This window comes from Pseudomonas sp. B7 (assembly GCF_016735645.1).
GTDB lineage: Bacteria > Pseudomonadota > Gammaproteobacteria > Pseudomonadales > Pseudomonadaceae > Aquipseudomonas > Aquipseudomonas glycinae.
The window spans coordinates 277308-290982 of sequence record NZ_JAERRE010000005.1; the positions used below are offsets into that span (position 1 = coordinate 277308).

Annotated in this window: 13 protein-coding genes; 8 read left to right on the plus strand and 5 right to left on the minus strand. The window is 61.1% G+C overall.

The annotated features are described in order from the left end of the window. Window positions 1-88 precede the first annotated feature (88 nt). The 5 genes from JKA62_RS14300 to JKA62_RS14320 all read left to right on the plus strand — a co-directional run bounded on the left by JKA62_RS14300 (window position 89) and on the right by JKA62_RS14320 (window position 3534). Complete coding sequence (locus tag JKA62_RS14300; protein ID WP_064381780.1) at window positions 89-805, plus strand: helix-turn-helix transcriptional regulator; 717 nt, start codon at window positions 89-91, stop codon at window positions 803-805. Between the two features lie 51 nt (window positions 806-856). Then, window positions 857-1198, plus strand: a complete 342-nt coding sequence (locus tag JKA62_RS14305; protein WP_201818328.1) for a nuclear transport factor 2 family protein — start codon at window positions 857-859, stop codon at window positions 1196-1198. 22 nt (window positions 1199-1220) lie between these two features. After that, window positions 1221-2339, plus strand: coding sequence for a cell division protein ZapE (gene zapE / locus JKA62_RS14310; RefSeq protein WP_011333994.1), 1119 nt, complete (start codon window positions 1221-1223; stop codon window positions 2337-2339). Window positions 2340-2356: 17 nt separating this feature from the next. Further along, complete coding sequence (locus JKA62_RS14315) at window positions 2357-2938, plus strand: DinB family protein (protein ID WP_201818330.1); 582 nt, start codon at window positions 2357-2359, stop codon at window positions 2936-2938. A gap of 98 nt (window positions 2939-3036) precedes the next feature. Then, on the plus strand, window positions 3037-3534 hold the full coding sequence (locus JKA62_RS14320; protein ID WP_197868189.1) for a GNAT family N-acetyltransferase: 498 nt from the start codon (window positions 3037-3039) through the stop codon (window positions 3532-3534). A gap of 83 nt (window positions 3535-3617) precedes the next feature. Here the strand turns inward: JKA62_RS14320 and JKA62_RS14325 are convergent, their stop codons facing one another. From JKA62_RS14325 to JKA62_RS14340, 4 genes are all read right to left on the minus strand, one after another. Beyond that, entirely contained in the window at window positions 3618-3824 is a 207-nt protein-coding gene (locus tag JKA62_RS14325; protein ID WP_201818332.1) for a hypothetical protein, read from the minus strand. 185 nt (window positions 3825-4009) lie between these two features. Then, complete coding sequence (locus JKA62_RS14330) at window positions 4010-6256, minus strand: TonB-dependent siderophore receptor (protein ID WP_201818334.1); 2247 nt, start codon at window positions 6254-6256, stop codon at window positions 4010-4012. A 145-nt stretch (window positions 6257-6401) separates the two neighbouring features. Next, window positions 6402-8147, minus strand: coding sequence for a phosphoethanolamine transferase CptA (locus JKA62_RS14335; RefSeq protein ID WP_201818336.1), 1746 nt, complete (start codon window positions 8145-8147; stop codon window positions 6402-6404). Window positions 8148-8358: 211 nt separating this feature from the next. Continuing rightward, window positions 8359-8541 (minus strand): DUF6026 family protein, encoded by a 183-nt coding sequence (locus JKA62_RS14340; RefSeq protein WP_011334000.1) that lies wholly within the window; start codon window positions 8539-8541, stop codon window positions 8359-8361. Window positions 8542-8813: 272 nt separating this feature from the next. Between JKA62_RS14340 and gnd the strand changes: the two genes are divergently transcribed. From gnd to JKA62_RS14355, 3 genes are read left to right on the plus strand one after another with little or no spacing between them, the layout of a single operon-like run. Continuing rightward, window positions 8814-9794, plus strand: a complete 981-nt coding sequence (gene gnd, locus JKA62_RS14345) for a phosphogluconate dehydrogenase (NAD(+)-dependent, decarboxylating) (protein ID WP_085654068.1) — start codon at window positions 8814-8816, stop codon at window positions 9792-9794. Further along, a complete protein-coding gene (gene zwf, locus JKA62_RS14350; RefSeq protein WP_201818338.1) occupies window positions 9791-11314 on the plus strand; it encodes a glucose-6-phosphate dehydrogenase in 1524 nt (507 codons plus the stop codon). Before gnd ends, zwf begins: the two co-directional genes overlap by 4 nt. Further along, window positions 11311-12120, plus strand: a complete 810-nt coding sequence (locus JKA62_RS14355) for an HAD family hydrolase (protein ID WP_201818340.1) — start codon at window positions 11311-11313, stop codon at window positions 12118-12120. The genes zwf and JKA62_RS14355 overlap by 4 nt, the downstream gene beginning before the upstream one ends. 45 nt (window positions 12121-12165) lie before the next feature. On the opposite strand, the gene nhaB is transcribed toward JKA62_RS14355, so the two are convergent. Next, a complete protein-coding gene (nhaB, locus tag JKA62_RS14360) occupies window positions 12166-13668 on the minus strand; it encodes a sodium/proton antiporter NhaB (protein WP_201818347.1) in 1503 nt (500 codons plus the stop codon). Window positions 13669-13675: the final 7 nt, after the last annotated feature.

Sequence of the window (13675 nt, forward strand, 5' to 3'; positions counted from 1 at the left end):
TCCCCTCCGAGCCTGGTGGAAGCTCCTGACAATTTCTGACACCAGGCTCTGCTAAGCTCCGGCAAATTTTTCTCCGGAGCCTCACACCGTGTCGCGAACCACTCGCCTGTTGACCCTGCTGCAAGTGCTGCGTGGCAAGAAGCGCCCGGTGACCGCCGCGACGCTGGCCTCCGAGCTGGAAATTTCCGAGCGTACCCTCTATCGCGACATCGCCGAACTGACCGCACTCGGTGCGCCGATCCATGGCGAGGCGGGCATCGGGTATGTGCTGCGCAGCGGCCTGTTTCTACCGCCGCTGATGCTCAACGCCGACGAGACCGAAGCCATCGTGCTGGGCCTGCGTTATGTTGATCAGCGTGGCGACGAGGTGCTGAGCAAAGCCGCCGCCGACGCGCTGGCGAAAATCGCTGCCGTGCTGGACCCCCAGGCCCAGGAGGCGCTGCGCAATCCAACCGTCATGCCCGGGCCGCCGGGCTACGGCTTTCCGCAAAACGCGGTGCCGTTGAATGTGTTCCGCCATGCGATCCGCGATCAGGCCAAGCTGCACATCGATTACGCCGATGCGCAGCAGGTGCAGAGCCAGCGCTTGATCTGGCCGCTGGCGCTGGGCTTTCTCAACGAGGTGCGGATCATCGTCGCGTGGTGCGAGTTGCGCGGCGCCTATCGCACCTTTCGCACCGACCGGATTGCCGCCGCCAGTCTCCAGGGCGAGCGCTATCCGGGGCGGCGCAGCGACCTGTTGCGCACCTGGCAGCGGCTGATGCAACTGGACGAAAACGGCCGTTTCACTCCTGACAGGAATTGACGCAGGGCTGTTCTAGGATGGCGACAGAACCCGAAAAAAGGAGCTGTAATCATGTTCCACCCCACCTCGATCCTCGCCCCGGCCATCGTTGAATACATCAACGCCGCCAATGCTCGCGATACGTCCCGGGTCGGCAGTTTTTTTGCCGAGGATGCCCACGTGTTCGATGAAGGCCATCATCAGGTCGGCCCGCAGGCCATTGCCAACTGGATGCGAGACACCGCCCAGCGTTATCAGCCGCGGGTCGAAGTGCTGGGCGTCCAGCAGCGCACCGGCAAGGTGCTGGTGCAAGGGCTGATCTCCGGAACGTTCCCCGGCAGCCCGCTGGAGTTGCGCTACACGTTCCGGCTCAACGAACAGGGCAAAATCGCTCGGCTGGATATTTCCCTGTAGCCGTCGTGGCATACTGCCGCGCATGACTTTCGACTCCCCCTTGAGCGCCTGGCAGTACGCCGTCGACCACAAGGGCTTCATCCAGGATGAAGCCCAGGAACACGCGGTTTGGGCCTTGCAAAAATGCCATGAAGCCCTGCACGCCGGTGCCCGTTCGGTCACTGGCGTTTACCTGTGGGGCCCGGTCGGGCGCGGCAAGACCTGGCTGATGGATCAGTTTCATCAGAGCCTGCGGGTGCCGGCGCGGCGGCAACACTTTCATCACTTCATGGGCTGGGTGCACCAGCGTTCCTTTCAGTTGACCGGGATCGCCGATCCATTGCGGGCGCTGGCTCGTGAGCTGGCGGCCGAGGTGCGGGTGCTGTGTTTCGATGAGCTGTTCGTCAATGACATCGGTGACGCGATCATTCTCGGGCGCCTGTTTCAGGTGATGTTCGAGGAAGGTGTGGTGGTGGTCTGCACCTCCAACCTGCCGCCGGATCAGTTGTATGCCGACGGCTTCAACCGCGACCGTTTCCTGCCGGCAATCACCGAGATCAAGCAGCACATGCAAGTGGTCGCGGTGAATGGCGCGGAAGATCATCGCTTGCATCCCGGCGCCATCGAGCAGCGTTACTGGGTCGCTCTGCCGGAGCAGGGTAGCGCGTTGAGCCAGGTGTTCGACGCGTTGGCCGCCGGGCAAACCGTCAGTGCCGAACCGGTGCCGGTGGGTTACCGCGCCTTGAGCGTGGTGCAGGCCAGCGATTCGGTGCTGTGGTGCCGTTACGCCGACCTGTGCGAGCAACCCTTCGCCGCCATGGATTTCATCGCGCTGTGCGACACCTACCGGGCTATCCTGTTGAGCGAGGTGCCGAACCTCAGTGCGAAAAAACGCGAAGGGCGGATTGCCCGTGGCACCGAGGACGGGGCGGAACGGGTGGTGGCCGGCGATCGGGAATTGCCGCAGTTGTCGGTGCACGACGACGGTGTGCGCCGCTTCATCGCACTGGTCGACGAGTGCTACGACCGGAAAGTGCCGCTGTACATCGAGGCCGAAGTGCCGATGGACGCGCTGTATACCGAGGGCTATCTGGAATTCCCGTTCCGCCGGACCCTCAGCCGCTTGCAGGAGATGCAGCTGCAACGCTTTGCCGAGAGCTGAAACACGGAGGGCGCGACATGACTCAGCCACTGTCCCACCATTTGCTGACCATGGCCTATCAGAATGCCTGGGCCAACCATCGACTGGCCAAGGCCTGGAGCCAGCTTGATGACGCGGAGCTGGCGGCGCCACGGGTCAGTTTCTTCCCGAGCATCCGCCTGACCCTCAATCACATCCTCACCTGCGACTGGTTCTACGTCGACGCGCTGGAACGTGAGTTGCGCGGTGACGAACCGCATCCCGATTGCTATGTGTTCTTCAACGCTGACGAGCCCTTCACCGAGGTGCAGGCCTTGCGCCGTGAGCAGGCCCATGTCGACCGTCGACTGATCGCCTACTGCGAGCAACTGCGCGATGCCGATCTGGGGCGCATTGTCACCATCGCCCGCGACACGCCACAGCACGACAGTCGTCTGCGGATGATCTCGCACCTGTTCGAACATCAGATTCACCATCGTGGCCAGGTCCACGCCATGCTCAGCGGCACCTCGGTGAAGCCACCTCAACTGGACGAGTTTTTCTGTGTCGGCGAGTCCGGTCTGCGAGCCGAGGATTTCGCCGAACTGGGCTGGACCGAAGAGCTTGTCTGGGGGCACTGAAAACGCCGGGTTGTCGCCGGGGCCTGCCTCGCGCTAAGGTCGCCGAGCCTATCAGTGCGTATCAAACGCGCCGGGGCCCCGTGCGATCGAGGAAGGAAATGGATTCCGCAGAAATTCTTGTGCTTCAAGCCAGTTACACCAACCCGGTGCATGCCGAGGCCATCGGTGTGGTGCTCAATCATTACGCCGAAGACCCGATGGGTGGCGGCCATCCCATTGCCCCCGAACTGTTGCAGCAATTGCCCGCCGAACTGGCCAAGCGGCCCCACGCGTTCAGCGTCCTGGCGTTTGTCGGTGGCGAGCCGGCGGGGCTGGTGAACTGTTTTGAAGGGTTTTCCACGTTTGCCTGCAAACCTCTGGTCAACGTGCATGACGTGTCAGTGGTGACGAAGTTTCGCGGCCTGGGGCTGAGTCAGAAAATGCTGCGCAAGGTCGAGGACATTGCCCGTCAGCGTGGTTGCTGCAAGATCACTCTGGAAGTGCTTGAGGGCAACGCCGTGGCGCAAAATTCCTATGCCAAATTCGGCTTCGCGCCGGGCATGTTCGACCCGAGTCACGGGCGCATGCTGTTCTGGATCAAGGAGCTGCAGGCATAAAAAAAGGCGCCCGAACAGGGCGCCCAACTGTCATCTGCGGGGCCAGAGCGGTGCCATCGCAGGTCCATCGGTAAAGCGTTCGCTCAAGGGCGATAGGACTCGGTGACCTGAGCGGTCTGGTCGTCCGGAACCTTGAGTTCGTGGGTCTTCGCTTCAGCCTGTTGGCTCTGTGCGGAATGAACCGGGAAATTGGCCCAGTAATGTCTCATGCGCTCGGCGCCGCCTTCGGCGAATGCGCTGGCGGATGCCAATGTGAGTAGACCGGCAAGGATTGCAGTCGTGGTTTTCATGGTGCCTCCTACGAAAAATGTTGGAGCCGTTCGTCCATGAATCTGGTCCTCGGGGCGCAGTGTCCGTCGAGGGCATTAACAAGAGGTTAACGCTCGTTCAGTTTAGGGTTTACCGGGTGTTTCCACGGCGTATCGGACAAGCGCTGCACGCGTGAATGACGCGTGCAGATCGCAAGGGAAGGGCGTCAGAGTTTCCAGTCGAGGCCCAGCGTCACGGTTCGAGGATCGCCCCAGAACACGCCGTTGTAGAAGCCGACGTTGTCGTAATACTTCTTGTCGAACAGGTTGTCGACGTTGAGGGACGCCGACAGGTGTTTGTCGAACTCGTAGCGCGACATCAGCTTGACCACGGAGTAAGCGCCCTGACTGATCCGGGTCCGTTCGGTGATGACCCGCCCATTGGCACCGCGCCCGACCGGGCGATTGGAATTGCCATAGACGTCGCTCTGCCAGTTCACGGCGCCGCCCACGGTCAGGGCATTCCAGTTGCCGGGCAGGCGATAGGCCGTGGAGAGGCGCAACATGTTCAATGGCTGGTTGGTGTTGCTGCGTTGTTTCTCGCCGTTGGCCGAGTGGGTGTAGGTGTAGCCGGCGGTCATGTTCCAGCCATCCAGGATTTCACCCGAAACCTCGGCTTCGAAACCGTTGACCTTGTTGCCTTTGCCGCCCGACTTGTAGAACTCCTCACCGGTGACCGGATCCGGTAGTACCGAATCATCAACTTCGGCGACATTGTCCTGTTTGCTCCAGAACACGGCCGTGGCCAGGTTCAGGCGCTCGTCGAGCAGGCTGCCCTTGAGGCCTATTTCATAGTTGCTGCCGACGACCGGCTCAAGGAATTTGCGATTGGCATCGCGGTAATCCTGAGGGTTGAAAATGTCGGTGTAGCTGGCGTACACGGTGTACTCGGGCGTCAGGTCGTAGAGCACTCCCGCGTACGGCGTCCACATGTCGTTGTGTTGCTGGCGGCTCGCGTCGACAGCGCTCACTTGCAGCTTGTCGTCAAACGTATTGTCGGCTTTTGACGCTTTCCAGCTGCCGTAACGGCTGCCGAGTACCGCGTGCAAGTCGTCGGTGAAACTCAGGCGTGTGGCCAGGTAACCGGCTTTCTGGCGGGTGCTGGAGGTGGAGCCGGTCAAGCCTGTGACGGTGTCGGGGAATCTGGCGATATCGCCCATGTATTTCCAGTCGCGGATCCGTCCGTAACCCGGCGGCACCGGGCCGTCGATCGTATAAGGGGAGCGCTCGCTGCGCTCGGCTTCGCCATATCCGAACATCATTTCGTGTTCGCGACCGAACAGCGCATAGGGGCCCGACACGTTGAAGTCGTAAGTCTTCATCTTCTGCGTGCCGATCATATGCGACATGTAGGCTGCCATCCCGCTGCGGTCGTCCGCGGGGAAACCGGTTCCGCCGTAGTAGACCTTGCCGTCGGTATCGCTCTGGCGATGGGTGTAGGCCGCTTTCAGGTGCCAGCCGCCCGCCAGCGCCTGATCGAGGGTGGCGAACGCTGTCTTGTCCTTGATCGGCCAAGAGCTCCACGACGTCGCCATGTTGGTCGAGCGGCCGAGGCGCGCCTTGCCACCGTCGGCGTTCCAGTACGGCACAGTGCCCCAGGAGCTGCCTTGTACTTGCTTGTCCTGGTAGTCGTAGCCGACAGCCAGCACGGTCGACTCTGTCAGATCGGCCTCGAGGATGCCGTACCCGACTTCCCGTTGCAGCGCGTAGTGGTCGCGAATCGATTGGCTGTCGCGATAGGCCAGCACGCTGCGGCCGCGCAAACGGCCATCGAAGGCAAGCGGACCACCCACGTCCACGTAACTGTAGTAATCGTCATAACTGCCGCCGCTGACGCCGGCCAGCGCCTGCAACTGCGCGGTGGGGCGTTTGCGCACCATGTTGATGGTGGCAGAAGGATCACCTGCGCCGGTGGTCAGGCCGGTGGCGCCCCGAACCACTTCGATCCGGTCGTAGATGATCGTGTCGGAATCGGACTTCATTCGGCTGAAAGTGTTGAGCATCCCGTCAATCTGAAAGTTGTTGATCGAGTAGCCACGGGATGAATAGTTGACCCGATCCGAGTCGTAATGCTGCACCACGACGCCGGTGGTCTGGCTCATGGCCTGGGTCAATGTACCGAGCTTGAAATCATCCATCTGCTGACGAGTGACCACAGACACTGACTGCGGGGTTTCCTTGAACGACAGGTTCAACCGCGTTGCCGTGCTCATGGCACCGGTGGTGTAGGCGTGGGTGTTTTCAGTGGTGCTGCCCAGGCCTTGGGCGGTGATGTTCGTGGAGGCCAGTTCCAGCGCCGGTGTAGCGGGGGGTAACTGTTTTTCTGTGTCGGTTTCAGCCAGCAGATCCGGGCTCAATGCAACGCTGCACAGGCCCAGGGTGAGGGTCATGGAACGGGTGATGGGCGCGAACATCGCAGCCGACTCCTTGTCTTTGAGGGAAAAATTCCGTTTGTTCAAAGACGAAGGTGAAGAGGGCGATTTAGTACCAAACGAGAAATATTATTATTTGAAGGTGTTTCAGTCAGACGAAAAAAAGGGCCGTTTCCGGCCCTTCTCGTTACTGCTGCAGCACCACTTCTGTGGCGGCGGGTTTTTTCGGCTTCATCAGGCTGAAGTCGATCAGGGCCCGCTGTTCGCGTTCGTAAGGATTGCCGATCAACAGCGGACGCGGCTTGAAGCTGTCGCTGACCAGGCTCTTGCTGCGATCCAGTTCATCGAAACTCAAACCGGCCAGATCCGCCCAGGTGTGGATCAGGTGCGAGCTGCTGTAAGGGCGGCTCAGATCCCCGGCGAAGCTCCAGTCATGGGTTTCACGCCATTTTGGCGAGGCCCAGGCCATGAACGGAATGGTGTACATCGGCGCTGTCGGCTTGTTTTCGTTGCGACCCAGAGTGCCGTGGCCCACCGAGTCGAACACGTCTTCACCGTGGTCGGAGAGGTACAACAAGAAGCCGTTCGGATCGGATTTGGCGTAGTCCTTGATCAGGCTCGAGACCACGAAATCGTTGTACAGCACCGCGTTGTCGTAGCTGTTGTAGGTCGGCACCTGATCGTCACGCACACCGGCCGGAACGCCGTTGCGATCCTGGAACTTGTCGAAGCTCGGCGGATAACGGTACTGGTAGCTCATGTGTGTACCGAGCAGATGCACGACGATCAACTTGCGCGGCGCCGCATCGGCCAGGGCCTTGTTGAAGGGCTCGATCACGTCGCCGTCGTACTGCGCGGCGTTCTGGTTGCGGTTGTTGTTCAGGTACACCTGCTCGTCGGCCTGTTCGGAGAACGTCGTGAGCATGGTGTTGCGCTTGGTCATGGTCTGCTGGTTGGTGATCCAGAACGTCTTGTAGCCGGCCTGTTTCATCATGCTGACCAGCGACGGCGTGGACAGGTACAGGTCCGGGTTCTCTTCGTCGGCGAAGGTCAGCACCTGCTGCAGCGCTTCGATGGTGTACGGGCGCGGGGTGATGACGTTGTCGAAGACCGCCAACTGATCCTTGAGCTTGTCCAGTTCCGGCGTGGTTTTACGCGGGTAACCGTAGAGGCTCATGCGCTGGCGGTTGGTGGATTCGCCGATGACCAGCACCAGAGTCGCCGGCTGGTTGGCGCCCGAGTCCTTGAGGTTTTTCAGCGGTGGGATCTTGCTCGCGCTGTGCAGCATGCCCTGCATGTCGGCCAGGGTTTCCTGATAGCGGTGATAAGCCACGGCCATCTGCCACGGTACGGCCGGCTCGATGCGGGTTTCGAATTTCTCGAAGCCTTGGGCGAAGCTGCCGGTACGCATGGTCTGCTTGACCAGCGGATAACCGATCACGGCCACCAGAATCGCCATGGCGGCAACAAATGCCCGGCCACGGGGCAGGTAGACCGGACGCAGGCGGGTCCACAGGAAATACGCGAATGCGGTGTGCGCGAGGAACGCCGGGACCATCCACCAGGCAAAGTACTGGGTCATGTACTCGCCGGCTTCGGACACGTTCGACTCGAACATGATGAAAATCACGCTCTGGGAAAATTCCTGCTGGTAGATGAAGAAGTAACCCAGGCTGGCCATCGAGCAGGCCCACAGCACCACGCCGATCAGCGCGGCGAGCAGTCGGGTGCGTTTGGGGAACAGCAGCATCGGCGCGAGCCACACGGCGCTCATCACGAAAGCCTGGCGGAACCCGGTGAACCCTGAGGTGCCCGTCAACTGGATCAGCAGTTGGGTGATACCGGAGAAGTACCAGAAGAACACGAACAGCCAGATGAAACCGGCCCAGTCGAAACCTGTCGCAGTCGTTTTGCTGCGTTTGAACACCGCCATTCAGCACTCCAGCTCAGTCGTCACATCCACCGCCGGGCGCTTCATGCAACCGGCGCATGAACCCGACGAACGGAGGCCGTGCACACACGCACGGCCAGAATGCGCCGGAGTATCAACAAGCGGATGTGAAAACTTTGTTAGTTGCCGAAAAGGGCCAGAGGTGCAGCATGTCGGGAACGGCGATGGCCGCTCCCGAAGCGGGCGGGGGAGATCAGGCGTGGGGCGAGCGCTGTACGCGCGGCAGAGGCTGTGGCTCGGCGCCCTGGGTCAGCAGGCGCAATTGCGCGAGTTCCTGCTTGAGCTGATCGCGTTCATCTTTCAACTGCCGCAATTCATCGCGACGGATGCTGACGTAGAGGGTTTGTGGCGGCATTGCTGTGTGTACTGTGCCCATTGCTCACCTCGCAAATGGCGTGTCTCAACTGCAGATCAGCCCCGGTTTCGGGCCTTGACCTGCTATCGGCGCCGATTTTGATTTCTTTTGCTCGTGAATGGAACTTTTTTATTTTTCATGGTCGTTGTGTCTTCGGCACGTTTCCAGACGTTATCAGTCTGGATCGGGCACAATGCACGGAAACTTCAACCCGACGCTCTGGACTAACCTCCATTAGTCCCGTTGGGCTATACCTTTGACACACTTTTATTTGTAGTAAGGAGCATCAGCACATGCAACTCGGGATTATTGGACTGGGCCGCATGGGCGGCAATATTGCGCGACGTCTGATGCTCAACGGTCACACCACCGTTGTTTACGACCGCAATACCGCCTTTGTCGATACCCTGGCCGCCGAGGGCTCTACCGGCGTCGCCGACCTGCCTGCACTGGTCGCAGGCCTGGCCAAACCGCGTGCGGTGTGGGTCATGCTGCCGGCCGGCGCACCGACTGAAGACACCATCGAAACCCTGAGCCATCTGCTCGAGGCGGGCGACACCATCATCGATGGCGGCAACACCAACTACAAGGACGACATCCGTCGGGCCAAGACCCTGGCCGAGAAAGGCCTGCACTACATCGACGTCGGCACCTCCGGCGGCGTCTGGGGCCTGGAGCGCGGTTACTGCATGATGATCGGCGGCGATGCCGAGACCGTTAAGCGTCTGGACCCGCTGTTCGCCTCGCTGGCGCCGGGCATGGGCGACATCCCGCGCACCAGGGACCGCAAGTCCGATGACCACCGCGCCGAGCACGGCTACATCCACGCCGGTCCCGCCGGTGCCGGTCACTTCGTCAAGATGATCCACAACGGGATCGAGTACGGCATGATGGCGGCCTTCGCCGAAGGCTTCGACATCCTCAAGACCAAGTCCAGCGAGTTTTTGCCGCAGGACCAGCGTTTCGACCTGAACGTGGCCGACATCGCCGAAGTCTGGCGTCGTGGCAGCGTGGTGTCGTCCTGGCTGCTCGACCTGACCGCCGATGCCCTGGCGGTCGACCCGAAACTCGACGGTTTCTCCGGCTCCGTGGCTGACAGCGGCGAAGGTCAATGGACCATCGAAGCGGCCATGGAACAGAAGGTGCCGGTACCGGTGCTGTCCAACTCGCTGTTCTCGCGCTACCGCTCTCGCGGCCAGGGCACTTTCGGCGACAAGATTCTTTCGGCCCAGCGCTTCGGCTTCGGCGGCCACGTGGAGACACCGAAGAAATGACCCATACGATCCGCAGGAAATCCAAGGCAGAACCCGCGCCACCGACCACGCTGTTTCTGTTCGGCGCCCACGGTGATCTGGTCAAGCGCCTGCTCATGCCGGCGCTGTACAACCTGAGTCGCGACGGCCTGCTGGATGATGGCCTGCGGATCGTCGGCGTTGACCACAACGCCATCACCGATGAAGCCTTCGCGCAAAAGCTTGAAGACTTCATCCGCACCGAGGTGGCAGCCAAGGTCGGCAAGGGCGATCAGATGCTTGATCCGGCCTTGTGGGCCAAACTCGCCAAAGGCATCAGCTACGTCCAGGGCGATTTCCTGGACGACAGCACTTATTCAGCCCTGGCGGCGAAAATCGCCGACAGCGGCACTGGCAATGCGGTGTTCTACCTGGCCACCGCGCCACGTTTCTTCAGCGAAGTGGTGCGCCGTCTCGGCAGCGCCGGATTGCTCGAAGAAACCCCGGAAGCCTTCAGAAGGGTGGTGATCGAAAAACCGTTCGGCTCCGACCTGCAGACCGCCGAGGCGTTGAACGCCTGCCTGCTCAAGGTCATGTCGGAAAAGCAGATCTACCGGATCGATCACTATCTGGGCAAGGAAACCGTGCAGAACATTCTGGTCAGCCGGTTCTCCAACAGCCTGTTCGAAGCGTTCTGGAACAACCACTACATCGACCACGTGCAGATCACCGCTGCCGAAACCGTCGGCGTCGAAACCCGTGGCAGTTTTTACGAACACACCGGCGCCCTGCGGGACATGGTGCCCAATCACCTTTTCCAGTTGCTGGCCATGGTCGCGATGGAACCGCCAGCGGCGTTCGGCGCCGATGCGGTGCGGGGCGAGAAGGCCAAGGTCGTCGGTGCGATCCGGCCCTGGACCACCGAGGAAGCACGGGAAAACTCGGTGCGCGGTCAATACAGCGCCGGTGAAGTCGCCGGCAAACCGGTGTCCGGTTATCGCGATGAGAACAACGTCTCGCCCGACAGCACCACGGAAACCTACGTGGCGCTGAAAGTGATGATCGACAACTGGCGCTGGGTCGGCGTGCCGTTCTACCTGCGCACCGGCAAGCGTATGAGCGTGCGCGACACCGAGATCGTCATCTGCTTCAAACCGGCGCCGTATGCGCAGTTCCGCGATACCGAGGTCGACGAATTGCAGCCGACCTACCTGCGTATCCAGATCCAGCCCAACGAAGGCATGTGGTTCGACCTGCTGGCCAAACGGCCGGGGCCTGCGCTGAACATGGCCAATATCGAGCTGGGCTTCGCCTACAAGGACTTCTTCGAAATGCAGCCGTCCACCGGCTACGAAACCCTGATCTATGACTGCCTGACCGGCGACCAGACGCTGTTCCAGCGCGCCGACAACATCGAGAACGGCTGGCGCGCGGTACAGCCGTTCCTCGACGCCTGGCAACAGGACGCGAGCGTGCAGGGTTACGCCGCCGGCGAAGACGGGCCGAAAGCCGCCGATGATCTGCTGACTCGCGATGGTCGCGTCTGGCATGGTCTCGGATGAGTGAGCCGATCCGTTTTCTGTTGAGCGACATGGACGGCACGCTGTTGTTGCCCGATCACAGCCTGAGTCAGCGCACTATCGACGCGGTTCGTTCGCTGCGCGAAGCGGGCGTGTTGTTCAGTCTCGCCACGGGGCGGCCGCCCAAAGCGATGCTGCAACAAATCGAAGCCCTGGGCGTCGATCTGCCGACGGCGGCGTTCAATGGCGGCACGATCGTCAATCCGGACGGCAGCATTCTGGTCGCGCATTACCTGCCGGCCACGGCAGCGTTGACCGCACTGGCACTGTTCGCCGATCAGCCGGAGGTCGAAATCTGGGTGTTCAGCGGCGGCGACTGGTTGCTCAAGGATCCGCAAGGACCGATGGTGCCACGTGAGCAGCATGGGCTCGGTTATCCGCCGGTGGTGGTGGAGAGCTTCGAGCCGTATCTGGAGCGCATCGACAAGATTGTGGCGACCAGCAACAACACTGATCTGTTGATCGAGCTGGAGGCGCGGTTGCTGCCGAAGGTCGAAGGCATGGCACAGGTGTCGCGCTCGCAACCGGTGTACCTGGACGTGACGGCGCTGGAGGCCAACAAGGGCTCGGCGCTGGTGACGCTGGCTGAACATCTGGGCGTGCCGCTGGCGCGGACGGCGGCGATTGGCGATGGTGGCAATGATCCGGCGATGTTTCATGTCGCCGGTTTGGCGATTGCCATGGGACAGGCCGAGGACGCGGTGAAGCGTCAGGCCGATGTAGTCACCGGGCCGAACACTGAGGACGGGGTGGCGCAGGCCATCGAGAAATACATTTTGCCGCGCTGATTCATGCATAAAAAAACGGGAGCCTCAGGGCTCCCGTTGTCGTTTTTACAGCCAGTAGCTCACGGCATACCAGCCGAGCAAACCCATCACCACAGTGTAAGGCAACGCCATCCACACCATCCGCCCGTAGGACAACCGTACCAGCGGCGCAATCGCCGACGTCAGCAGAAACAGAAACGCCGCCTGACCATTGGGCGTCGCCACGCTCGGCAGATTGGTGCCGGTGTTGATCGCAATCGCCAGCGTCTCGAAGTGCTCGCGGCTCATGTGTCCGGACAGGAAAGCCTGTTTTACTTCAGTGATATAGATCGTGGCAACGAACACGTTGTCACTGATCGCCGACAGCAGGCCGTTAGCGATGAACAGCATCCCCGGTTGCTGGTCGGCCGGCAGTGCCAGGACCCACTGGATCAGTGGTGCAAACAGTCGCTGGTCGTGAATCACCGCGACCACGGCGAAGAACACCACCAACAACGCGGTGAACGGCATCGCGTCCTTGAATACGCTGCCCAGTCGGTGCTCGTCGGTGATCCCGGTGAACGCAGTGATCAACACAATCACCATCAGTCCGATCAAGCCGACTTCCGCGATATGGAACGCCAGCCCGGCGATCAGGATCAGCGCAGCGCAGCCTTGCACCAGCAGGGCGGCGCGTTGACGCGGGGTGCGCTCGGCGTTGTCTTCGGCGGCGTAGTTGGCCAGCACGGCACGTACGTTGTCCGGCAGCAGCGTGCCGTAACCGAACCAGCGCAATTTCTCCAGCAGCAGGCAGGTCACCAGTCCCGCAACCAGAACCGGCAGCGACACCGGCGCGACCTTCAGGAAAAACTCGGCGAAGTGCCAGCCCATCTCGTGACCAATCAGCAGGTTTTGTGGCTCACCCACCAGGGTGCAGACGCCACCCAATGCAGTGCCGACAGCGCCGTGCATCAACAGGCTGCGCAGGAAGGCGCGAAACTGCTCCAGGTCCTCGTGATGCAGTTGAGGCAGATGCTGGTCATCGCTGAATTCGCTGTCCTGGCGTGGATCGTTGCCGGAGGCCACCCGGTGATAAACCGAATAGAAGCCCACGGCGGCGCTGATGATCACTGCGGTTACGGTCAGTGCGTCGAGAAACGCCGAAAGAAATGCCGACAGAAAGCAGAACATCAGGGCCAGCAGCGCCTTCGAACGCACGCCCAGCAACAGGCGCGAGAACAGGAACAGCAGCAGGTCTTTCATGAAGTAGATGCCGGCGACCATGAACATCAGCAGCAGAATCACCGGGAAATTGTGCTGCAGCTCTTCATACAGCGCCTGGGGCGTGGTCATTTTCAGCAGCAGCGCTTCGATCAGCAGCAAACCGCCGGGCATCAGGGGGTAGCACTTGAGCGCCATGGCCAGGGTGAAAATGAACTCGATCACCAGCAACCAGCCAGCGGCGACCGGACCGACGCTCCACAGCACCAGCGCGTTGAGCATCAGAAACCCGACGATGCACGCCTTGTACCAGCGGGGCGAATGCCCGAGAAAGTTGTGCGCGAACGCTTGGGCCATCGAACCGGACATCGGTTGC